This is a genomic window from Mycobacterium sp. NGS63 (assembly GCF_059812295.1).
Genome location: NZ_JCALCJ010000003.1, coordinates 681289 through 703072, shown reverse-complemented (window position 1 = coordinate 703072; position 21784 = coordinate 681289). Strand labels below are relative to the sequence as shown.

General features: G+C 68.1%; 18 protein-coding genes. 8 read left to right on the top strand and 10 right to left on the bottom strand.

The window, feature by feature from the left end:
• Positions 1 to 232: 232 nt before the first annotated feature.
• A complete protein-coding gene (locus AC5Y4Z_RS10415) occupies positions 233 to 376 on the top strand; it encodes a hypothetical protein (RefSeq protein ID WP_499963256.1) in 144 nt (47 codons plus the stop codon).
• Complete coding sequence (locus AC5Y4Z_RS10410; protein WP_499963254.1) at positions 354 to 926, top strand: hypothetical protein; 573 nt, start codon at positions 354 to 356, stop codon at positions 924 to 926. Before AC5Y4Z_RS10415 ends, AC5Y4Z_RS10410 begins: the two co-directional genes overlap by 23 nt.
• A gap of 374 nt (positions 927 to 1300) precedes the next feature.
• Here the strand turns inward: AC5Y4Z_RS10410 and AC5Y4Z_RS10405 are convergent, their stop codons facing one another.
• The 5 genes from AC5Y4Z_RS10405 to AC5Y4Z_RS10385 all read right to left on the bottom strand — a co-directional run bounded on the left by AC5Y4Z_RS10405 (position 1301) and on the right by AC5Y4Z_RS10385 (position 11155).
• Positions 1301 to 1558 (bottom strand): ribbon-helix-helix domain-containing protein, encoded by a 258-nt coding sequence (locus AC5Y4Z_RS10405; protein WP_499963252.1) that lies wholly within the window; start codon positions 1556 to 1558, stop codon positions 1301 to 1303.
• 88 nt (positions 1559 to 1646) lie between these two features.
• Complete coding sequence (locus AC5Y4Z_RS10400) at positions 1647 to 1970, bottom strand: hypothetical protein (RefSeq protein ID WP_499963250.1); 324 nt, start codon at positions 1968 to 1970, stop codon at positions 1647 to 1649.
• Positions 1971 to 2019: 49 nt separating this feature from the next.
• Positions 2020 to 8337, bottom strand: a complete 6318-nt coding sequence (gene pks2 / locus AC5Y4Z_RS10395) for a sulfolipid-1 biosynthesis phthioceranic/hydroxyphthioceranic acid synthase (protein WP_499963352.1) — start codon at positions 8335 to 8337, stop codon at positions 2020 to 2022.
• Positions 8338 to 8613: 276 nt separating this feature from the next.
• Positions 8614 to 10119 carry a glycoside hydrolase family 183 protein gene (locus tag AC5Y4Z_RS10390; RefSeq protein ID WP_499963248.1) on the bottom strand — a complete coding sequence of 502 codons (1506 nt, stop codon included), beginning with the start codon at positions 10117 to 10119 and terminating at the stop codon, positions 8614 to 8616.
• Between the two features lie 184 nt (positions 10120 to 10303).
• Positions 10304 to 11155, bottom strand: coding sequence for a class I SAM-dependent methyltransferase (locus AC5Y4Z_RS10385; protein ID WP_499963246.1), 852 nt, complete (start codon positions 11153 to 11155; stop codon positions 10304 to 10306).
• A 154-nt stretch (positions 11156 to 11309) separates the two neighbouring features.
• Between AC5Y4Z_RS10385 and AC5Y4Z_RS10380 the strand changes: the two genes are divergently transcribed.
• Both AC5Y4Z_RS10380 and AC5Y4Z_RS10375 read left to right on the top strand, forming a co-directional pair.
• Positions 11310 to 12686, top strand: coding sequence for a cytochrome P450 (locus tag AC5Y4Z_RS10380; protein ID WP_499963243.1), 1377 nt, complete (start codon positions 11310 to 11312; stop codon positions 12684 to 12686).
• A complete protein-coding gene (locus AC5Y4Z_RS10375) occupies positions 12683 to 14800 on the top strand; it encodes an Rv1355c family protein (protein ID WP_499963241.1) in 2118 nt (705 codons plus the stop codon). The genes AC5Y4Z_RS10380 and AC5Y4Z_RS10375 overlap by 4 nt, the downstream gene beginning before the upstream one ends.
• Before the next feature lies 1 nt (position 14801).
• Here the strand turns inward: AC5Y4Z_RS10375 and AC5Y4Z_RS10370 are convergent, their stop codons facing one another.
• On the bottom strand, positions 14802 to 15428 hold the full coding sequence (locus tag AC5Y4Z_RS10370) for a TetR/AcrR family transcriptional regulator (RefSeq protein WP_499963239.1): 627 nt from the start codon (positions 15426 to 15428) through the stop codon (positions 14802 to 14804).
• A gap of 136 nt (positions 15429 to 15564) precedes the next feature.
• On the opposite strand from AC5Y4Z_RS10370, the gene AC5Y4Z_RS10365 reads away from it, so the two are divergent.
• The 4 genes from AC5Y4Z_RS10365 (at position 15565) to AC5Y4Z_RS10350 (ending at position 19790) form a co-directional block, all read left to right on the top strand.
• Positions 15565 to 16269 (top strand): dienelactone hydrolase family protein, encoded by a 705-nt coding sequence (locus AC5Y4Z_RS10365; protein WP_499963237.1) that lies wholly within the window; start codon positions 15565 to 15567, stop codon positions 16267 to 16269.
• Between the two features lie 283 nt (positions 16270 to 16552).
• Positions 16553 to 17788 carry an acetyl-CoA acetyltransferase gene (locus AC5Y4Z_RS10360; protein WP_499963235.1) on the top strand — a complete coding sequence of 412 codons (1236 nt, stop codon included), beginning with the start codon at positions 16553 to 16555 and terminating at the stop codon, positions 17786 to 17788.
• A gap of 2 nt (positions 17789 to 17790) precedes the next feature.
• A complete protein-coding gene (locus AC5Y4Z_RS10355; RefSeq protein WP_499963233.1) occupies positions 17791 to 19305 on the top strand; it encodes a carotenoid oxygenase family protein in 1515 nt (504 codons plus the stop codon).
• Between the two features lie 2 nt (positions 19306 to 19307).
• On the top strand, positions 19308 to 19790 hold the full coding sequence (locus AC5Y4Z_RS10350) for a VOC family protein (protein WP_499963350.1): 483 nt from the start codon (positions 19308 to 19310) through the stop codon (positions 19788 to 19790).
• Positions 19791 to 19794: 4 nt separating this feature from the next.
• Here AC5Y4Z_RS10350 and AC5Y4Z_RS10345 read toward each other — a convergent pair whose 3' ends face one another.
• The 4 genes from AC5Y4Z_RS10345 to AC5Y4Z_RS10330 all read right to left on the bottom strand — a co-directional run bounded on the left by AC5Y4Z_RS10345 (position 19795) and on the right by AC5Y4Z_RS10330 (position 21769).
• Positions 19795 to 20229: a hypothetical protein gene (locus tag AC5Y4Z_RS10345; protein ID WP_499963231.1), complete on the bottom strand. Its 435-nt coding sequence runs from the start codon at positions 20227 to 20229 to the stop codon at positions 19795 to 19797.
• Between the two features lie 10 nt (positions 20230 to 20239).
• Complete coding sequence (locus tag AC5Y4Z_RS10340; protein ID WP_499963229.1) at positions 20240 to 21019, bottom strand: VOC family protein; 780 nt, start codon at positions 21017 to 21019, stop codon at positions 20240 to 20242.
• A gap of 95 nt (positions 21020 to 21114) precedes the next feature.
• Complete coding sequence (locus tag AC5Y4Z_RS10335) at positions 21115 to 21582, bottom strand: type II toxin-antitoxin system Rv0910 family toxin (RefSeq protein ID WP_499963227.1); 468 nt, start codon at positions 21580 to 21582, stop codon at positions 21115 to 21117.
• A gap of 4 nt (positions 21583 to 21586) precedes the next feature.
• The gene (locus tag AC5Y4Z_RS10330; protein WP_499963225.1) at positions 21587 to 21769 is read right to left on the bottom strand and encodes an antitoxin; all 183 of its coding nucleotides are present in this window, start codon (positions 21767 to 21769) and stop codon (positions 21587 to 21589) included.
• Between the last annotated feature and the right edge of the window lie 15 nt (positions 21770 to 21784).

Below are 21784 nucleotides of genomic sequence, written 5' to 3'. Positions count from 1 at the left end.
GGGCACAGGTGGGAAACCGCAGTTCAGAGGCGGTTTCGGGCCACGAGGAAGCCTTGTTCTTGCGATCATCATGTGATGGTTGCTCGCGATCACCAGCACTTGCCAGCGCTTCGCTGTGGGCGAATTGGAATCGCGGCGTCACCGAAATCGTTATCTTGGCGTGGAGAGTCCGCTGTGGACGCTCACAGGTCGGTCGGATACCTTTGACTGACGCCACGAGAGGGAGACCACAATGCCGCTGTTCAGCCGCGCCGAACCTGAGGTAGAGGCGTCAGCCGCCTACCTTGAGGAAGTCGGCAAGACGATCTCTGAACGCTACGCGCCGGTCTATGAGGCTCGCCAACAGACCGCCCATGAACAGCGACGTGACCGCTGACTTCGTAACCGAACCCCTCACAGCAGCTCACGAGCTTGGCCACCTTGACTGTGGCCGCTCAGACATCGATACCTGGCTAGCCAGCCAAGCAAAGCGCCTTCAGCGCGACGGAACGTGCGCCACTTGGGTGTGGTGTGATAGCCAGTCGCCCTACGTGTACGGCTTCTACTCGCTGACGCCATATAGGCTGGTGCCAGACAAAGCCACACGAATCTCCGGCCACACCGGCGGGGCATTGAGCGGCTATCTGATCGCCAAGATCGGCGTCAACCGAAGGGCCGCCCGCGAATCACTTCAACAGACCGCAAGCGGCGGCGAAGTATTCGACATACCGATCCCGGCCCTGCTCATCATCGACGCTCTAATCGACATGGAGCACGCCGCAGGAACGGCGGGTGGTCGGTGGGCATTCATCGACACGACGAACGAGCCGGACTATATCTTGGAAGAGCTAGACACCATCGGGTTTCAGCCGATCAACCAAACGGGGAGTCCGATGCACTTCCTGCGACTCAGCGGGTCGCATTCGAGCATTCGCGACGTCGACTAAGCCGCCGTTATCCCGTCGTCGGCGTACACCCTGACATCTGTGGCGTTCCGTAGCCATGGAATCCGTTGCGCCACTGCACCGAACCTCTGACCGCGCAGCGTCCACGTCGGGATGATCACCGGCTTACCGGCGAGCAGGTCGGCCAGCATGCCGGGGGCGGCTGGAATCGGGCCGGTGCGCACGCTTCGTCCCACTGCTCGGGCGTGCACGTCAGGTTGAGTCGCGGGTCCGGCTGATCGTGGTCGCGCTGCTCGCGCTCGGTCAGGTACGAATACAGGCCGGGGATGCGGTCTCGTCGAGCCAGGCCCGTGCCGCCTCATGGCGTAGCGATGACTCGTCGAGCGCATACACCAGGATGTTCAGATCGAGCAGCCTCATTTGCGCAGCGCAAGCTTCCGCAATATCTCTGCGTCTTCATCGACTGCGGCCAGCGCTAACGCCTTGTCGATATCGAATTCCGCACGGAGTCCCATGTCGCGGCTTGGCGTGCGGTAGCGCGGCCGGGTGGGTTCGCCACTCAAGCCGCGGCGCACGGCATCGTTGAGTACCGCCTTGAACGAGCTTCCCTGATCATGCGCCGCGCGCCGCAAGGCAGCGACCACATCGGGGTCGAGTGTCACCGTAGTCCGCACGCCTGCACCATAGCAGCACGATGCATGCTGTCATGATGCCATCATCTGGTAATCACGCAGGTCAGGCGCTCGGTGAGGCCGCGGAGTGTCAGTTTTCGGCCGAGTCGGCCGCCGCGATCAAGGCTCGGGCCAACTTCCGGGCATCGGCCGACCGGATGATCGGGGTGTCGGGGCAGTCGATGATGATCTCGCGGAAGGCGTGCCCATCGGCGTATTGGAGGCCGATCACGGATATCACGATGTCGGCGCGTCGGCCGTGGCCGGTGATGTCGTTGATTCGCCACTCGGGTCCGTCGAATGCCCGGAGGCCCCCTTCGAGGTTGTCCCATTCGCCGACGCGGGTCGCCTGGGCGGGCGGTGCAAGGTTGAGCTTCATCGCTACATCGTTTTCCGCGATGCCGCGCGGGGTCACGCGTAGTTGACTACTTCATTGGCTCGCCCTGCGGCTCGCCCTGCGGCCGCTAGCCGGCCCCCGAATCCGTGGTGGCCGCATCGAGTTCGGTCTCCGAGGACGACTTCAGCCGGCTGATTCGGACGGACGCGTGGGGATCGACATCGGCGTGCGCGGCGTCCACCGTCAAATATTCGTAAAGTGCCCCCGCCAAACCGTTGACCGTGGAGATGTGGCTGGGGGTAATGCGTATGCCCACTTCCTCCTTGAGGTAATTACGCAGTTCGAGATTGGCGAGCGAGTCGAGGCCATATTCGGACAGCGGGCGATCCGGATCGAGTGCGCGACGCAGGATCTTGCTGAGCTTGTCCGAAACCAGACGACGCAGCCGGGTGAGCCATTCCTCCCTCGGCAGTTCGCGCAACTCGGCAAGGAATTCACTTGCACCCGATGAGCTTTCGTCCTGGTCCCGAAACTGTTCGGCGAACTTGGAGCGTTGCGCGAGCGCGGTGAGCCAGGGCGTGCTGGTCACCGGCGCGTACCCGGTGTAGCCGCGGTCATGGCGCAGCAGCGCCTCGAACGCGTAGGCGCCTTCGTCCGGTGCGATCGTGGTTTCCACGGCGGCCGCCGTGGTGAGGCCGATCTCGGACCAGGCTGACCACGCGATCGTGGTTGCCGGCAGGCCTTGCGCCCGCCGCCACAGGGCAAAGCCGTCCAGCCAGCTGTTGGCGGCGGCGTACGCGCAGTGACCCGGGGCGCCCACCAGGGCGGCCGCCGAGGAGAACGAGCAGAACCAATCCAGTGGCTGCCCGTGCGTGGCCCGGTGCAGGTTCCACGCGCCGTGGGCCTTGGGCGCCCAGTTGTGGTCAATGACCTCGTCGGTCATGTTGGACACGGTGGCGTCCTCGGCCACCGCCGCCCCGTGCAGCACCCCGCGCAACGGGAGCCCGGTCGCGGTCGCGACCGCCACCAACCGGTCGGCGGTACCGGCTGCGGCGATGTCGCCGGCCTCGACGACGATGTCGCCGCCCATCGCCCGGATGAGCTCGATGGTGTCCAGCACCTTTTGATTCGGCTGGGAGCGAGAGGTGAGCACGATGCGTCCGCAGCCCGATGCGGTCATCTTCTCGGCGAGGAACAACCCAAGCCCACCCAAGCCGCCGCTGATGATGTAGGAGCCGTCGCGCCGGAAAACCCTTGCCTGTTCGGGCGGTACGACGACGCTACTGTGCCCGGCGCGAGGGATGTCGAGCAGAAGCTTTCCCGTGTGCTCTGCGGAGTCCATCAGACGAATAGCGTCAGCCGCGTCGCACAGGGGGTAGCGGACGCTCTGGGCCAGCGGCAACTCACCGTCGGCGACCAGCCGGTACACCGTGCCCAGCAGGTCGCCCACCCGGTGCGGGTGGCTTTCCGCCAGCAGCCCCAGATCGACGTAGTGCAAAGCGACGTTGCGGCGGACGGGTTCCGAGTGGAGCCGGTTGCTGGCGTTGGCGTCGCGCTTGGCGATCTCCACGAATCGTCCGCCCGGGGCCAGCAGCTCCAGCCCGGCCCGTTGCGCTTCGCCCGTCAGCGAATTGAGCACGATGTCAACGCCGTATCCGTCGGTGTCGCGGCGGATCAACTCGGCGAAATCTGTGTTGCGCGAGTCGTAGACGTGCTCAATGCCCATGTCCCGCAGGAGTTTCCGACGCTGCTGGGTGCCGGCGGTCGCGAAAATCTCGGCTCCCGCGGCGCGGGCGATCGCGATCGCGGCCTGCCCCACGGCGCCGGTGGCGGAGTGAATCAGCACCCGGTCGCCGCGGGCAATCCTGGCCTGGTCTTGTAACCCATACCAGGCGAGCGCGTGCGCGGTGCTCGTCGCCGCCGCCTGCTCATCGGTCAGCCCCGGCGGAAGCGTGACGGCGACGCGCGCGTCGCACGTGAGAAACGTTGCCCACGCGCCGTTTCCGGAAAGACCGCCGACGCGGTCGCCGACCTGATGGGTGGTGACGCCGGGGCCGACCGCGGCGACCACTCCGACGAAATCCGTACCGAGCCGTGGCGGGATCCCCTCGAGACCGGCGCATCGCTCGAGCGCGGTCAGGACGTCGGGGAAATTCATGCCGGACACGGTCACCGCGACCTCGATCTCCCCAGGCCCGGGCGGCACGCGCTCGAACGCCGCCAGTTCTATGGTGTCCAGGTCGCCGGGCGTGCGGATCTGCAGGCCGACACCGTCCTGCGCACGATCCACGACGGTGGTTCGCCGCTCCTCGGGACGCAGCGGAGCGGCGGTGAGGCGCGCTGTGTACCAGAGGCCGTCGCGCCAGGCGGTCTCGTCTTCGTCGGACTGCTCCAGCAATTGACGCGCCAGGCACTCGACGTCGGTGTCCTCGTCGACGTCGATCTGGGTGGCACGCAACTGCGGGTGTTCGTTGCCGATCACGCGAATCACGCCGCGCAAGCCCGCCTGTTCCAGGTTGACCGACTCACCGGCGAGCACCGCCTGGGCACCCCTGGTCACGACGTACAGGCGCGGAGGTTCGACGGGGACGTCCGGTAGCTCGCGGGCGATCCCGACCAGATGCCGTACGTGCTCACTGCCACGAACCGCGCACTCGTCGTTCCCGTTTCCGTTCGGCCCGGTGAGGACGACCACTCCGTCGTACACGTTGGAGCCCAGGTAATCCTTGAGCTCGGAGGCGTCTGGCACTGCCTCTGCTGTCGGCGCCCAAAGCATCGATGTACATTGTGCGCCACGGAGTTTCATGGCCTCAGCCAGCTTGGTTGCCGTCACGTCCGCGGTGCTGGACGTGGCGATCAGCAGCCACGCCCCCGGGTCCGCGTAGCTTTCGTCGGGCAGATCTCGCTGTTGCCAGTCAATGGTCAGTAGCCGCTCGCTGAGCACGCGTTCGCGTCCGCTGACTTGAGGGATGCCCATCTCAAGCCCGCGCACCGTGAGCAGAACGGCCCCATGCTCGTCGACGATGTCGAGGTCAGCTCCCACGCATGTGGTGTCGGCGGCGGTCACCCGAGTGAGGCAGTAGCGAGCGCCGCGGAGGGATCCGTAGGCACGCAGCCGGCGCACACCCTGGGGCGACAACATGCTGCCGTTTGCGACCTGCTCCACGGCGGGATGGGCTTCCACCGACTGGAAACAGGCAGACAGCAACGCCGGGTGCACGCCGTAGCCGGCCTGCTGGGAACGAAGCAGCCGCGGCAACTCGACCTCGGCCAGCACCGTCTCGTCGGTGCCCTCGGCGGTGTGTACGCACGCCAAAGCGGTGAAGGCGGAACCAAATCGGCACCCGCGCTCTTCGAACCACTTGCGCACCTCGGCACCGTCCACCCGCCGCGGATGAGCCGCCAACAGATCGGTGATGTCGAGGTCCGGCGGTGGATCTTCATCTCCGACGGCACGCAGGACCGCGGTCGCCCACCGCGTGTGTTTCCCGCCTTGGAGCGTCTCGACGGCGAACGCGAAGACACCGGACGTCTCCAGCGACGCGACCGCGCCCAGCGTGGTCTCTTCGTCGAGCAGCAACGTCTGCTCGATGCGGAGATCGCACAATTCGGCGCCTTCGCCAAGGACGGTGCGGGCCGCGGTCAATGCCATTTCGCAATAGGCGGCCGCGGGAAGGGCGGCCGCTTCGTGCAGCCGGTAGTCGCTGAGCCAAGGTTGGGCTGCGGTGCCGACTTCACCCTGCCAGACATGCTGTTCCGGCTCCTCCTGCAATTGCACGTGCACGCCCATAAGCGGATGCACCGCAACCGTGCGGGCTCCGTGGGAGGGCGACTGCTGATCGCCGCGGTCCAGCAGCAGCGGCCGGTTACTCCAGGTCGGTAGCGGCGCGTCCACCAGTCGACCCCGGGGATGCAGCAGCGAGAAATCGATCGCGGCGCCGGCGGTGAAAAGATCCGCCAGGAAGCCGCCCAGCCCGTGCGGCATCTCTTGCTCGCGGCGCATGGCGGGGACGGCGGACAGCGGAATCCCGAGACTGTCCGCGGTCTGCTCGGCAGCGTGGATGAGCAACGGGTGGGGCGCCAACTCGGCGAAGACCCGGTAGCCGTCCTCCAGCGCCGCCTGGACCGACGCGGCGAACCGCACCGTGTGACGCAGGTTGTCCGCCCAGTACCAGGCATCGCACTCGAGCTCGTCTCGCGGGTCGAACATGGTCGAAGAGTAGAAGGGAACCTGCGGGGTCATGGGGTCGAGCTCGGCCAGCGCATCGGTCAGTTCGTCGAGGATCGGGTCGACTTGCGGAGAGTGGGATGCGACGTCAACCGCCACCTCCCGGGCCAGCACCTCGCGCTGTTCCCACGTCGCGACGAGATCGCGCACCGTTTCGGCGACACCGCCGATCACCGTGGACTGAGGTGATGCCACCACGGCCACCACGACGTCGTCGATGCCACGTGCCATCAGTTCCGAAAGCACTTGCTGGGCAGGCAATTCCACCGAAGCCATGGCCCCGGAACCGGCGATGGTGGACATCAACCGGGACCGGCGGCAGATCACCCGCACCCCGTCTTCCAGCGAAAGCGCCCCCGCCACGACCGCCGCCGCGGCCTCACCCATCGAGTGTCCGATCACCGCGCCCGGCCGCACCCCGTACGACGTCATCGTGGCGGCCAGTGCCACCTGCATGGTGAACAGCGCGGGCTGAATCCGCTCGATGCCCGTCACCGTCTCGGGCGCTGAGATCGCCTCGGTTACCGAGAACCCGGACTCCTGGGCGATCAGCGCCTCGACTTCAGCGACGGCTGCGGCGAACGCCGCCTCGGTCGCGAGCAGCTCGGCGCCCATCGCCGCCCATTGCGAGCCTTGACCGGAGAAGAGCCAAACCGGTCCTCGATCGTCTCGCCCCACCGCGGGCTGGTACGGAAAGTCGCCATCGGCGACCTCGCGCAAGCGGTCGGCCAACTCCTCGAGAGTGTCGGCGAAGACCGCCGTGCGCACCGGGCGGTGCTCACGGCGGCGGCCGAGCGTGTACGCGAGATCCGTTGGCGTCACCTGCGCCGCGTGCGCCTCGACCCAGCCGGCAATGCGCCCGGCGGTTTGCCGCAATCCGTCGGCCGAAGTGGCGGACAGCGGGAACATCAGCCGGCCGCCACCGGCCGGGGTGGGTAGCGCGCCGCCCGGTTCGGCCGCCTCGGGCGCTTGCTCCAGGATGGCGTGAACGTTGGTTCCCGAGAACCCGTACGACGACACCGCCGCCCGGCGCGGCGCTTGGCGGCCGGCGCTGGGCCACGGCGTGGTCGACTGCGGCACAAACAGATTGGTGTCGATCTCGGCGAGTTCATCAGGTAGCTGGGTGAAGTGGAGATTGCGCGGAACCATGCCATGTTGCAGGGCCAGCACCGCTTTCATCAGTCCCAGCGCCCCGGCAGCCGACTGGGTGTGCCCAAAATTCGTCTTCACCGACGCGAGCGCGCAAGGGCTGTCGAGGCCGTACACCTCGGCGAGACTTGCGTATTCGATCGGGTCACCGACGGGGGTGCCGGGACCGTGCGCCTCCACCATCCCGACGCTGCCGGGGTCCACGCCCGCCGCGGCCAAGGCAGACCGATACACCTCGACCTGTGCGGAACGCGACGGGGTCACGATGTTCACGGTGTGGCCATCCTGATTGACGGCCGTCCCGCGTATCACGGCGAGGACCCGGTCGTGGTCGGCCAGCGCATCCGGTAACCGTTTGAGCAGCACCACGACGCAGCCCTCGCCGGCCACGAAGCCGTCCGCCCCGACGTCGAACGCGTGGCAGCGACCTGTCGCGGACAACATGCCTATGGCGGACCCCGAGGCGGCCTTGCGGGGTTCGAGCATGACCGAAGCGCCACCCGCCAGCGCGATATCGCTTTCGCCCTCGTGCAGGCTCCGGCAGGCCAGGTGGATGGCGACCAGGCCAGACGAGCATGCGGTATCGACCGTCATCGCCGGGCCATGCAGTCCCATGGCGTAGGCGATTCGCCCGGATCCCATTGCGAAACTGTTGCCCAGGTATCCGTACGGGCCCGCCAAGACCTCAGCGTCGGCGTGGACGAATTGGTAGTCGCCGTGCATCAACCCGACGAACACTCCGGTGCGCGCGTTGGCCAGGTCGGCCTTGGTGAAACCGCCGTGCTCCATCGCCTCCCAGGAGGCCGCCAAGAGCAAGCGGTGTTGCGGATCCATTGCGGTCGCTTCTTTGTCGGTGATCCCGAAGAACTCGGAATCGAATCCAGCGACGTCATCGAGGAATGCGCCCCACTTGCACACCGATCGACCGGGCACGCCCGGTTCGGGGTCGTAGTACTCGTCAACGTCCCAGCGGTCGGCGGGCACCTCGGTGATCAGATCATCGCCGCGAAGCAACGCCTCCCACAACAGATCAGGGGTATCGATGCGTCCCGGAAGCCGGCACCCCATGCCGATGACCGCAACCGGAGTAACGCCCGTGTCGCGCAAGGTCGTCACCTCTCTCGGCCCCCATGCCTAAGTTCATAGCACTGCCGAGGTGTCTTATCCGAACTTCGGAAAGATCGCTGGATTCAGCCTTTTAATTGACGCGGGCGTCAGGCGGTGGCGGCACAGCCCTGTCGGCGGGGGCGCCGCCCCGTAGCGCGAGCACCCAAACACGCTGGCGCGCAACGCGGTCGCACTCATGATGCGCCACCGCGCATTCCGGGGTCGTCCGGCTGAACCCTACGGCAGCACGGTGTGCATCAGCATCACGTCGTATGCCGACCACAGCGACAGGTTGAAGTACAGGTCTCGCCCCGACGACCACGGATGGATCATCGGCGCGTAGATGCCACCGGGCATCTGGAACGACGACACGAGCGGTTGCTCCCCGCTCCAGGGTCCCGTGGGAGTCGGCGCCGTGCGCGCCACCACGTCGTTGCTGCCGCCGTTGGTGTAGAGCACCAGGTACTGCTTGAGGTAGCTGTTGTACTGCGCCGACATCTCGCCCACCGGTCCCGGCCAAAGCGGCGTCGCCGCACCGGGATTGGCCGCCACCCAGTGCCCGCCGTTGTCACCGTTCCAGTACTGGTACTTGCTCAGGTCCGGCAGATAGTTCGGGGGAACCCGGGACAGGAACGCCGCGCCGCCGCGCCCCGACGGGGTCCCGAACTGGTAGAGATAGCCGTCGTTGCCCTTCATGAACGCGCCCATCTGGAAGTTCTCGTTGCCCGGGGTGAACGCGACCCCCGGGATCGCATCCGCCGAGGCCGTGCGAATGGTACTGGGGAAGATTCCCCAGTTCTGGCCGTTGTCAACGGATCTCGCGATCGCCGAGTAGTTCGTCTGCCACTCACCGTCGCGGCCCCACTGCCGGATGGACATGTAGCTCATGTACTGGGTTCGCCCGAGGGAGATCGCCGCGGTCGGGATGATGCCCGTCTCGTGCGGCGCCTTGTGGATGGTGTTGACGACCTGCTTGGAAAGCCCGGTCGTCCACACCGGCGAGCCCGAGTACCGGTCGTTGGGCACGCCGTCGGCGATGTGGATTCCATGCGACAGATCGTGGTCCGAACTGCGGAACAGCACGTTGTAGCGCCATTGCTGGCCCTTGACCTTGCAATAGCCGAACGTGTCACCGAAGGCCATCAGGACCTGGCGGTTGGCGGGATCGCCGTTGTCCCAAGCGATCCCGAGGTCGGTCCCGGAGATGCCGAAGCGCTGCAGGGTCTTGTTCGGTCCGTCCGTCCCGGTCACCCAGTCGACCAGCGACGTCGGTGCGCCCGCGATCGTGGCGGGCGGCGGCGGGGCCGGCTGCGGTGCCGGCTGGGGTGCCGGCTGCGGCGGAACCGCCCCGTTCGGCTGTAGCGGGGTCGCGTTCGGCCCCAGCTGCGGGACGCCCGGCGCGGGCGGGTTGGGTCCGGGCGGGGGGACCACCCCCGCCTGCGGCTGGACCGGCGCGGCGTATCGCTGGCCCCCGGCCCCCGGCTTGAGGAACGAAGAGATCAGCGGGCCCAACTTCGGTAGCGGCGCCTTGTCATTGGTATGGGAGGGCCTGCGGCCCGTCGGCGGCTGGACGACCGGCTGGGGTGCGGGCATCGCCGGGGGGGCGGCCGGCGGATCCACGTTCGCCTCGGGGGCGCTGCAAGGCGTGGCGTTCGCCGACGGCGCGGGGCCCATCGCAACGAAAAAACCGATGGCGGTCACCGACACCACCGATAGCGACAGGACTCGCAGGATCGCCGTCAATGTCACACCTTTCCAGTGGCAGGCCGTCGCATTGACGTCCGCAGTTGGCCTATGTGACGATAGTGATTCACGAGGCTCGTGTGACCAGTGATCAGCGGATAGGTATGCATCCGTGACCGTGTCGCAACGCATCGGTTTCCCGCTGATTCGGCGCGTCGGCGCTGCTCAGAAGGCTGGCCGGAACTCAGAACGGCTTGGCCGTGAACCCCCAGCGCAGCAGGGCGGCCTCGCGGCGGGCCGAGGCCGACAACGTCGCGGGCCGAGGCCCGGTCCACGGGCTCGGTTTGCCGCGCGCGCCGAACATCCAATACGCCTGCAGGTACGGCAGCGGCCTGGAATGGCCCGACTGCATCCCCTGCAGTCCGCACGCCGCGAGTTCGCGGCGAAGCTCCGGGATGGTGAACGCCGCGGCCTCGCTCGCGACGGCGTCCTGGCGCAGGATCGGGGGCGAGTCGGGGTCGACGCAGACCAGCATGTTGGGACACGCCGCCGGGTCCCGCAGCCGCTGGAAGTCCGAGATCCAGACCGCCGCCCCGCTCCGGCGTTGCACGGCGGCGATTTGGGCGAGGGCGCCGCGCAGGACGTCGAAATCCGGGAGTTGGTGCAGGGTCCACATGCACGAAATCGCGTCCCACGCCCCGTTTGCCAGCTTTTCGGGCAGCGCCGTGATGTCGGCCTCGACCAGCTCGACGCGCTCGCCCAGGCCCTCGGCGTCGAACAGCTCTCGCGCCGTGCGCAACATGTTGGGCGCCAGATCCACCGCGGTCGCCCGAACGTCGGGACGCCGGCGCAGGACCGCGCTTAGCGCACGGCCCGAGCCCACGCCGAGGTCCAGCAGCCGCCCGCCGGCCGGCAGCAGCGCGTCGAGGCCGCGCGCACACAGGTCGTACACGCCCTGCATGCCGGGATTGGATCCGCCGCCGGCGTGAAACTGCGCCACCGACTCCGGGTCGTCCATCACCATCGGTTCCGGGGTTCGCTCGCGCCCCGGGCGGTGCACCCGCTCGCGCACAACAATTCCGGGCACCCGCCACATCGGCCGAATTGTCACCCCGCACCTTTCGTCAGAGTCAGCGTGTCGTCCATGATCATGGCAGCGCGAGAGCTCTTGCCGCGCACGGCGGTCGGTAAGCTTCCACCCGCGCGGCCATGTTGGCGGCGGCGCGCCACCCAAATCCGAGGAGGCAGACGTGGTTCAGGCGCCAGTCGGGGACGGGCTGAATTCGTTGCCGCTGCCGCCGCCGAACCCCATGCCCTTTCGCCAGCGCGTGCGGGCGGTGAAGGAATTCAGCACGGGGATGGAGCGCCTGCGTGACGCCGGCGGGCCGGTGACCTTCTTCACCCTGGGGCCGCGCCGGCTGATGCCCCCGATGGTGTTGGCGACATCGCCGGGGGCCATCCGCGACATTCTGAGCACCAAGGACGCGTCGGTGGACAAGACGACGCCCGTGTTCGATCAGATGCGCCGGATCATCGGCGCCAACCTGGCCGTCCTTCCGTACGAGCCGTGGAAGTCGCGGCGCCGCACCCTGCAGCCGGTGTTCACCAAAAAGCGCGTCGGCGAATTCGGCGGTCACATGGCGCAGGCGGCACAGGCGGTGCGCGAAGGGTGGCCCGACGGCGCCGAGATCGACTTGGACGCCGAGTGCCGCACCCTCACGCTGCGGGCGCTGGGCCGATCGGTGCTCGGGCTCGACCTGGAGCAACGGGCCGACGACGTCGCCGAGCCACTGCGGGTCGCGTTGACGTATGCGATCCAGCGTGCGACGCGCCCGTTGCGCGCCCCGCGCTGGCTACCGACACCCGCGCGGCGCCGCGCACGTGCGGCGAGCGCCCGGCTGCACCGGCTGACCCAGGACATCCTGCGCGAGTGTCGCGCCGACCCGACGAGGGTCGCTCCACTGGTGCACGCGCTCATCGCCGCGGAGGATCCCGAAACCGGAAAGCGGTTGTCCGACGAGGAGATCTGCGACGAGCTGATCATCTTCCTGTTCGCCGGGCACGACACCACCGCGACGACGCTGACCTATGCCCTGTGGGAGCTGGGGCGCCACCCGCAATACCAGGACCGCGTCGCCGCGGAAGTCGCGGGCCTTCCGGATCGCCCGCTGACTCCCGACGACATCCCCCGGCTGGGCTACACCGTCCAGGTGATCCGGGAGGCGCTTCGCCTGTGCCCGCCGGCGCCCACCGGCACCCGAATGGCCTGCCAGGACGTCGAAGTGGGCGGCTATCTGGTGTCGAAGGGCACCATGCTTGTCGTCGGAAGGATGGCCGTGCAACGCGATCCGAAGTTGTGGGACGATCCGCTGACGTTCGACCCAGAGCGGTTCAGTCCGGAGAATTTCAAGGCCCTCGATCGCTGGCAATACATCCCGTTCGGCGGCGGCCCCCGCTCGTGCATCGGCGATCATTTCGCCATGCTCGAGGTCACGCTCGCGTTGGCGACGATCATTCGCGGAGCCGAAATCCGCTCTCTCGACGACGAATTCCCGCTCGCGTTGCACTTCACCATGATTGCGGGCGCCCCTATCCGCGCCCGCGTCCGGAGGCGTCGCTCGTCATGACAAACGACGCAAACGCTTATCGCGCAAGGATTTTGGACGTCGACCGGGCCGACGACCGCGCCGAGCTGGAGCGGTTGCGGGCGGACCCCCGCGTGGAGTTCCTCGACCAGTGCGACGCACAACTTTCGGGCCTGCGCGCGCTGCGCCCGCCGCCGGGCCCCGACCTGTTGGGCGAGCCGACGAAGTGGGCCTACTACCCGTGGCGCCGCGCCGTCGTCGCGGTCCTGGGCCCGCGCGGCTTTCGGGCGCTGCGGCTGGATCGCAACCGAAACAACATCACCATCCGGGAACAAGACCGGCTGGGCGAGCTCGACATCGGGGTCGCCGGTCTCAGCGTCGGCCACGTCATCGCCCACACGCTGGCCGCCCAGGGACTGGCCGGCCGTGTGCGGCTGGCCGACTTCGACCACCTCGAGCTGTCGAACCTGAACCGCGTGCCCGCCACCGTGTTCGACCTGGGCGTCAACAAGGCCCACGTGGCGGCGCGCAGGATCGCCGAGCTCGACCCCTACCTGCCGGTCGACGTGTTCGACGCCGGACTGACCGCCGACACCGTCGACGCGTTCCTCGAGGGACTGGACATCGTCGTCGAGGAGTGCGACTCGCTTGACATGAAGGCGCTGCTGCGCATCGGGGCCCGCGCCCGGCGCATCCCCGTGCTGATGGCCACCAGCGACCGCGGCATCGTCGACGTCGAGCGCTTCGATCACGAACCCGAACGCCCGATATTGCACGGGGGACTCGGGCAACTGGACATCGCGCTGCTGCCCGGCATGACCAGCCGCGAAAAGATCCCGCACATGCTTCGCCATCTGGAAGCCGAACGCTTGTCCCCCCGCGCGGCGGCGTCGCTGATCGAGATCGATCGGTCGCTGTCGACCTGGCCGCAGTTGGCGTCCGACGTCGTCGTGGGCGCCTCGGCGCTGGCCGAAGCCGTGCGACGCATCGGGCTGGGCGAAGAACTGCGATCCGGTCGGTGCCGCATCGACATCGGCGGCGCGCTCGACCAACTCGAGGAACCCGACATGGCCCACCCGGCGCCCGCCACGGCGGACAGCCCGCCGCCCGGAACCGTCGCCGACACCATCGTCGCCGCCGCGATCCGCGCGCCCTCCGGCGGGAACTCCCAGCCGTGGCGCATCGTCGCGGAGCCCACTCAGATCACGATCAGCGTTGCGCCCGAACGCACTTCGACCATGGATTCCGGTTTCCGGGGCAGCGCCGTCGCGCTGGGCGCGGCCATGTTCAACGTCAGGGTCGCCGCCGCCGCCCGCCGGATGCTCGGTCCGGTGAGCTTCTCCGAAGACGCCGACGGGTCCCCCCTGCGGGCGACGATGCGGTTCAATGGCGGCGACGATCCCGCCCTTGCCGAGCTGTACGGTCCGATGCTCGCGCGCGCGACCAACCGCCATCACGGCACGCCCGAACCGCTGCGCGGCGAGACGATCGAGTTGCTCACCGCGGCCGCCGACCGCGAGGGGGCGCGTCTGCACCTGGTCACCGACAAAGACGAGTTGGCGGCGGCGGCCGCGATTCTCGCTGCGGCCGACCGCATCCGGTACCTGACGCCGCACCTGCACCGGGAGATGATCTCGGAACTGCGCTGGCCCGGGGATCCCGACCCCGACACCGGCATCGACGTACACACCCTCGAACTCGACGCCGGCGACCTGGCATTGCTCGGGGTGTTGCGCCGCCCGGAGGTCATGGCCCGGCTTGCCGAATGGGACGCCGGCAGCGCGCTGGGCGACGACATGCGGGACCGCGTGCTCACCAGCTCCGCGCTGGCGGTCGTCACCGTGACCGGAGGCGAACTTCGCGACTACGCCAGGGGCGGATCGGCCGTCGAGGCGGTGTGGATCCTGGCCCAGCGCGAAGGCCTGAGCGTGCAGCCGCTGTCGCCGGTCTTTCTGCACGCGCAAACCACGTCCGACCTCGAGGAGATGTCGCCCACCTTCGCCGGCGAATTGCGGCAGCAGCAAAGCGATTTCGCGCGGCTGGCCGCGACGCGCCCCGAGGAATGCATCGTGTTGATCTTGCGGTTCACCGCCGCGCCACCGGCGTCGGTGCCCAGCCGCCGCAGCCTGAGCCGGGTCGATTTCCGGCCAGCCTGACTCAGCGGAATTGGCCTTTTTGGATGAGCTCGGTGACGGCGCGGTCCCAGCGTTGTAGCTGCTGGTCGTCGAAAAACGACTTCCCCAGGTATCGCTCGAGGTGTGGGCGCAGGATCAGCGCGCCGACGCGCAGGATCAGCGGGTTGAGCACCGCCCACTCCGGGTCGAGGTCGGGGCGCGTCAAGCCGTGCTCGGCGAAGTGGTCGCGCTGCGCCGTGCTGATGCCGATGAGCCCGTCGAAGATCACCGACCCGACGGCGGCGCGTTCGGCGAGGGCGCGCCCGAGGTAATCCATGACGAGTGGGTTTTGGGCCATGAGGGTGGTCAGTCGGTTGCCGGCCTCGGCGAGCGCATCGGCCGGCAGCCCGGGTAGGTCCGCCGATTCCAATCCGTCGCTGAGGGTCGCCAGCACGTATTGATCCACGGCGGCGATCAGCGCGGCCTTGGTACCGAAGTAGTGCTGAACCAGCCCGATCGATACACCCGCGGCCTTGGCCACCTTCCCCAGCGAGGTCGCCGCAAACCCGTGGGTGGCGAAGCTCCTCAGCGCGGCGTCGCGTATCCGCTCTTCGCTCGACGGCTCCGCCGGCGGTGGCGGCTCGTAGGCAAACAGCCGCGAGCGCTTCATCTGTCGAGGATATAGCCGCCGCGCGGGGCACTCGGTTTGTACGGCGCTACACTACGTGCGTATCGTTTCGCAATACGATCGCATTGTCGCCCTGGGCGCCCGCGCCTGCCTACCACAACAACGATGGTGAGTCGCCATGCCAGATATCACCTACCTGGCTTCCGACGGTTATATCCCCGGCTACCTCGCCATCCCCGAGGGCGAGGGCCCGTGGCCCGGCGTCATCGTCGTGCAGGACGTGCTGGGCGTCACCGCGGACCTGCGGCGCATCACCGACCGCGTAGCCCGCGAGGGCTATCTGGCCCTGGCGCCGGACCTCTACTGGCGCAGCCCCAAATTCAAGTGCCTCATCAGCACCATCCGCTCGCATTTCTCCGGCACCGGCGCCGCGTACGACGATCTGATCGCCTCCCGCGATCATCTCGTCACCAATGACCGCTGCACCGGCAAAGTGGGGTTGATCGGCTTCTGCATGGGCGCGGGGTTCTGCCTGCAGCTGGCCCCCCTCGGGTTGTTCGACGCGACCGCACCGAACTACGGGCTGATGCCGGCCAACATCGATGCCCTGCGGCAATCGTGCCCGGTGGTGGCGAGTTTCGGGGGCAACGACCGCATCGTCGCGCCCGGCACCGCCGCCAAACTCGAAGCCGTGCTCGCCGACGGCGACGTGCCGCGCGACGTCAAGGAATACCCCGATGTCGGCCACAGCTTCATGAACGACTACCGCAAACCCGCGGTGCTGCGCACCATCGCGAACATCGCGCGCATGAGTTACTCCGAATCCGAGGCCGAAGACGCGTGGCAACGGATCCTTAACTTCTTCGACGAGCACCTCAACTAAAGGCATTGGCCGCCAACGTCATTGGGTGGTTGACAGCGCTGCTGGAAAATTTCCACTGCCGCCCCGATCGGGCGCGGCGCGCGGCCGCGCGCCGGCCGCGCGGCCGGGCAACATGTTTGTCGATCGCGGCGGGGGGCAATGTTCCAACCGAGGCGAGCGCGTCGGCCGGCCTTCGCGCTCGTCTAGGTCCCGTCGGTTCAGCCCGAGAGCCGACGGGACCGCCCTCGAATTCGGGCCTCAGATACGGGCGAACCGCCACGTCATCCAGGAGTACGGTGCCCGTATGGACGGCTCGACGGGCGTGTGGATCCTGGGCGGATACCAAAGCGATTTCGCCCGCAACCTCGCCAAAGAGGGCCTCGACTTCGCCGCGCTGACCGCCGAGGTCGTCGACGGCACGCTCGCCGCGGCGAAGGTGAATGGCGCCGGGATCGGGGTCGTGCACGTCGCCAACGCGTTCGGCGAGATGTTCGCCAACCAGGGGCACCTCGGCGCCATGCCGGCCACGGTGTGCGACGAGCTGTGGGACACCCCGGCGTCGCGGCACGAGGCCGCGTGCGCGTCGGGCAGTGTGGCGGCGCTGTCGGCGATGGCCGATCTGCGCTCCGGCGCGTACGACACCGCGCTGCTGGTGGGCGTCGAACTGGAGAAGACCGTTCCCGGTGACACCGCCGCCCAGCACCTCGGCGCCGCCGCGTGGACCGGGCACGAGGGGGGCGGCGCCCGCTACCTGTGGCCGTCGATGTTCGCCGAGCTCGCCGACGAGTACGACCGGCGCTTCGGGCTGGACGACACCCACCTGCGTGCCATCGCGCAGCTCAACTTCGCCAACGCGCGGCTCAATCCGCGCGCCCAGACGCGCGGCTGGACGGTGCCCGACCCCATCACCGACGACGACGCGACCAACCCGCTCACCGAGGGCCGCTTGCGCCGGTTCGACTGCAGCCAGATGACCGACGGCGGCGCCGGCCTGGTGTTGGTCAACGACGGCTACCTGCGCGACCACCCCGACGCGCGCCCGATCGGCCGCATCGACGGGTGGGGACACCGCACCGTCGGGCTGGGCCTGCGGCAGAAGCTGGACCGCGTACGCGACGACTCCGGGGAAGGTTATGTGCTCCCGCACGTGCGCGCGGCGGTGCTCGACGCCCTGAGCCGCGCCCGGCTGACCCTCGACGACCTCGACGGGTTCGAGGTCCACGACTGCTTCACGCCCAGCGAATACCTGGCCATCGACCACATCGGGCTGACCGGCCCGGGCGAGTCGTGGAAGGCCATCGAAAACGGTGAGATCGAGATCGGCGGCCGGCTGCCGATCAATCCCAGCGGCGGACTGATCGGCGGCGGCCACCCCGTCGGGGCCTCCGGGGTGCGGATGCTGCTCGACGCGGCCAGGCAGGTCAGCGGCGCGGCCGGCGACTACCAGGTCGAGGGCGCGCAGCGCTTCGGCACCCTGAACTTCGGCGGCAGCACCGCCACCACCGTCAGCTTCGTCGTCAGCGCAACCGAAGAGTGGTGAAGATGGATGTCGAGATCGTCGGCAAGTTCCTGTCGACACTGCCCGAAGACGACGACCACCCCTACCGCACCGGCCCGTGGCGGCCCCAGATCACCGAGTGGGACGCCGACGACCTGATCGCCGTCGAGGGCGAGATCCCCCGCGACCTGGACGGCATCTACCTGCGCAACACCGAGAACCCGCTGCACCCGGCGTTGAAGACCTATCACCCGTTCGACGGCGACGGCATGCTGCACGTGATCGGCTTCCGCGACGGAAAAGCCTTCTACCGCAACCGCTTTGTCCGCACCGACGGATTCGCGGCCGAGGGCGAGGCCGGCGGGCCGCTGTGGCCGGGTCTGGCCGAACCCGTGCAACTGGCCAGGCGGGAGCGGGGCTGGGGCGCGCGCACCCGGATGAAGGACGCGTCGAGCACCGACGTGATCGTCCACCGCGGAATCGCGCTGACCAGCTTCTACCAGTGCGGCGATCTCTACCGGGTCGACCCGTACTCGGCCGGCACGATCGGCAAGGCGAGCTGGAACGGGCGCTTCCCCGTCGACTGGGGGGTGTCGGCGCACCCGAAGGTCGACAACAAAACCGGCGAGTTGCTGTTCTTCAACTACAGCAAGCAGGCGCCGTACATGCGTTACGGCGTGGTCGACGCCAACGACGACCTGGTGCACTACGTGGACATCCCGCTACCGGGTCCGCGGCTGCCGCACGACATGGCGTTCACCGAAAACTTCGTGATCCTCAACGATTTCCCGTTGTTCTGGGATCCGCGGCTGCTCGAGCACGACGTGCACCTGCCACGCTTCTACGCCGACCTGCCGTCCCGCTTCGCGGTGCTGCCGCGCCGGGGCGGAACCGACGACATCCGCTGGTTCGAGGCCGAGCCCACCTTCGTGTTGCACTTCGTCAACGCCTACGAGGACCGCGACGAGATCGTGCTCGACGGATTCTACGAGGGAGATCCGCAGCCCCTGGATACCGGGGGAACCAAGTGGGACAAGCTCTTTCGCTTCCTGGCGCTGGACCGCCTGCAGGCCAGGCTGCACCGGTGGCGGTTCAACCTGGTCACCGGGGCTGTCAAAGAGGAGCAACTGTCCGAATCCATCACCGAGTTCGGGACCATCAACCCCGACTACGCCACCCGCGACTACCGCTACACCTACGCCGCCACCGGGAAACCGGGCTGGTTCCTGTTCGACGGCCTGGTCAAACACGACGTGCGCACCGGGGACCACGAAGCCATCTCCTTCGGCGACGGCGTCTACGGGAGCGAGACCGCGATGGCGCCGCGGGTCGGCGCCACCGGCGAGGACGACGGCTACCTGGTCACCCTGACCACCGACATGAACGCCGACGCCTCCTACTGCGTGGTCTTCGACGCCGCCCGGATCGGTGCCGGGCCGGTGTGCAAACTGCAACTGCCGGAACGCATTTCCAGCGGCACGCACGCGACGTGGGCGCCCGGTGCCCAGCTGCGGCACTGGCATACCGCGGAGTCGGCGGCCAGCGCGATCGGGCTGTGACCATGTACCCGAGTTCGGGGCGCCGCAATACGCACTGGCCCATGCAGTTGGCGTCGATAGGCGCCATCCGGTTTGCCCGCCGCACGTCGAACTTCGAAGAAACCGTGCGGTTTTACCGCGAGCTGGTGGGGCTGCCGCTGTTCGAGACGTTCGAGGCCAGCTACGGCAGCAACGGCGCCATCTTCGGCCTGCCCAGCTGGAACCTGACGCTGGAGATCGTCGAGTCAACCGATCCGGTCGCCGTCGACCAGCACGAGCAGCTGTGCCTGTATTTCCCTGACGAACACGCGCAGCAGGCGGCGACCGAGCGCCTGCGGGCGGCGGGGCTGGAACCGGTGGCGCAGCACCCGTACTGGGAGGCGACGGGCGCGGTCACCTACCGCGACCCGGACGGTCGCGAAGTCGTGTTCGCGCCCTTCGTGTTCGGCGTCAACGAGCCCGACGGCAGCGACACGTCGGGCAAGCACGAGTTCCCGTCGGACTGAGACGTCACCGGACCGTTTGGCCGGGGGCCAACGCGTTGATCACCGCCGCGACCGAGCACGCCACCGCGCACGCCGCGCCCACCCCACCGACGTAAAGCCCGTATTCGGCGGACACCGGCGGGCTGACGTTCAGCTTGTAGTACCACGCCGTGAGCCCCACGATGAGCAGCGAAATCACCAGCGCGGCAACCGAAGCCAGCCGCACCGACAGGCCCCGGCCCACCATCGCCCCGGCCACCAGCAGCGTCGAGGACAGCAACACGATGAGCTGTCCCGCGCCGAACCCCCTCGGCAGTTCCAGGTTGCCGTGCGTGCCCCCGATGGCGTTGGCCCAGCCCCCGCCGTTGACCGCCGTCGTCAGCCACGGCAGCCAGGCGCTGGCCGAGATGAGCAGCGCGAAAAACGCCACCAGCCAACCAGGGCGCAGCCGCCATGTCATGGTTGCGAGATTAGCCGACTCCGCCCCGCAGCGAGGACAGGTTGAAGGCGGCGCCGGTCGGGTCGGTCGCCGCGGCCAGCCGGCCGTAGGGGGTGTCCTCGGCGGCGCGGACGACGGCGCCGCCCCGGTCGGCGATCAGCCGCAGCGTCTCGTCGACGTCTTCGGCCCCGAAGAAGGTGGTCCAGCTCGACGGCGCATCATCGGGCAGAAAGCCGGAGCCGTCCATCACGCCGAGCAATTGCTGGTCGCCAAACCACGCTGTGGTGTAACGGAATTCGTCGGTATCGGAAACATCCTCGGTGCGCCACCCGAGCACCTCGCGGTAGAAGTCGACCGCGGCGCGGTGATCGCGCGTGGTCAGCTGGTGCCACACCGGCGTACCGGCCTCACCGATCACCTCGAAGCCCCGGTGCTCCAACGGCTGCCACAGCCCGAACGCCGCACTCGACGGGTCGGTCCCAAAGCTCATGTGCCCCTTGGCGGGCACCTCCATCGTCAGGTACACCGAGCCGCCGGCCGCGGTCACCGCCGACGTCGTCGCGGCGATATCGGCGGTGTGGAAATAGGTGGCCCAGCCATCGGGCGACTCCTGCTCGGGCCGGCGGGCCATCATGCCGGCGACGGCATGACCGTCCTTGGCGGCGTTGACGTATCCGCCGTACTCGGGTCCGGAGGATTCGAACGTCCACCCGAATACCGCGCCGTAGAAGTCCTGGGCGCGGTCGAGATCGGCGGTGGTCAAATCGATCCAGCAGGGAGCGCCCAGCGGCGCGCGGTCACGGACGGGCACGGTGACCCTCCTCCGGTGTCGTAGTGTCTGAGCCCCGTGGTCGGGGTTCACACGTATCGACCCGCGCCGATCCGAAAAGTCATCGGCGGGGACGATCAGCGGCCGCGATGCCCGTTCATGCCGGGATCGGCCCCGGCGAACACCCTGACGAAGTTCTGCAGCGATTCCTTGATGTCGCCGCGCAGCGCGGCGGCGACGATCATGCCGATCGGCCCGAACAGGGCCGGCCCGCCGAGGTGCACGTCGAAACTGACCACGGAGCCGTCGTCCTTGGGCGCCACCTTGGCGATGAGCTTGACCTTGACACCGCCGACGCCCTCGCCGTTCAGCGTCATGCCCTCCGGGGGCTTGTAGCGCACGACCGTCCACTTGATCCGGTTGTACATGCCCTTGACCTCGACGATCGACTCGACGACCGTGCCCTTCTCGATGTCGTCGGGCAACGTGCTGCGCCACACCCGGTGAATGGTCAGCCATTCCTTGTACCGGGACAGGTCGGAGGCGTGCTTCCACGCCACCTCGGGGGGCAGCGGTACGTCGATCGATCCGGAGAGTTTTGCCATGCGCTTAGTTCTGCTGGCCGTCTTGCGCGCCGGCCGCCTTCTTGGCCTCTTCCTGCACCTTGTGGATGGTGTCGGAGTACTTGCCCTGCGTCTTGCCGTCGACGAATTCACCGGCCTTGTCGATCGCCGTCCCGACCTTGTCGGCGTTCTGCGCCAACAGGTCTTTTGCCTTGTCCAGGAATCCCATACCGTCTTCCTTCCC

Coding starts and splice junctions, on each gene's coding strand:
- AC5Y4Z_RS10410 (WP_499963254.1), top strand. CDS start 354: ATGAACAGCGACGTGACCGCTGACTTCGTAACCGAACCCCTCACAGCA.
- AC5Y4Z_RS10335 (WP_499963227.1), bottom strand. CDS start 21,582: ATGGCAAAACTCTCCGGATCGATCGACGTACCGCTGCCCCCCGAGGTG.
- AC5Y4Z_RS10365 (WP_499963237.1), top strand. CDS start 15,565: ATGCCAGATATCACCTACCTGGCTTCCGACGGTTATATCCCCGGCTAC.
- AC5Y4Z_RS10415 (WP_499963256.1), top strand. CDS start 233: ATGCCGCTGTTCAGCCGCGCCGAACCTGAGGTAGAGGCGTCAGCCGCC.
- AC5Y4Z_RS10375 (WP_499963241.1), top strand. CDS start 12,683: ATGACAAACGACGCAAACGCTTATCGCGCAAGGATTTTGGACGTCGAC.
- AC5Y4Z_RS10370 (WP_499963239.1), bottom strand. CDS start 15,428: ATGAAGCGCTCGCGGCTGTTTGCCTACGAGCCGCCACCGCCGGCGGAG.
- pks2 (WP_499963352.1), bottom strand. CDS start 8,337: ATGGGGTGCCGGCTTCCGGGACGCATCGATACCCCTGATCTGTTGTGG.
- AC5Y4Z_RS10345 (WP_499963231.1), bottom strand. CDS start 20,229: ATGACATGGCGGCTGCGCCCTGGTTGGCTGGTGGCGTTTTTCGCGCTG.
- AC5Y4Z_RS10360 (WP_499963235.1), top strand. CDS start 16,553: ATGGACGGCTCGACGGGCGTGTGGATCCTGGGCGGATACCAAAGCGAT.
- AC5Y4Z_RS10355 (WP_499963233.1), top strand. CDS start 17,791: ATGGATGTCGAGATCGTCGGCAAGTTCCTGTCGACACTGCCCGAAGAC.
- AC5Y4Z_RS10330 (WP_499963225.1), bottom strand. CDS start 21,769: ATGGGATTCCTGGACAAGGCAAAAGACCTGTTGGCGCAGAACGCCGAC.
- AC5Y4Z_RS10385 (WP_499963246.1), bottom strand. CDS start 11,155: ATGTGGCGGGTGCCCGGAATTGTTGTGCGCGAGCGGGTGCACCGCCCG.
- AC5Y4Z_RS10350 (WP_499963350.1), top strand. CDS start 19,308: ATGTACCCGAGTTCGGGGCGCCGCAATACGCACTGGCCCATGCAGTTG.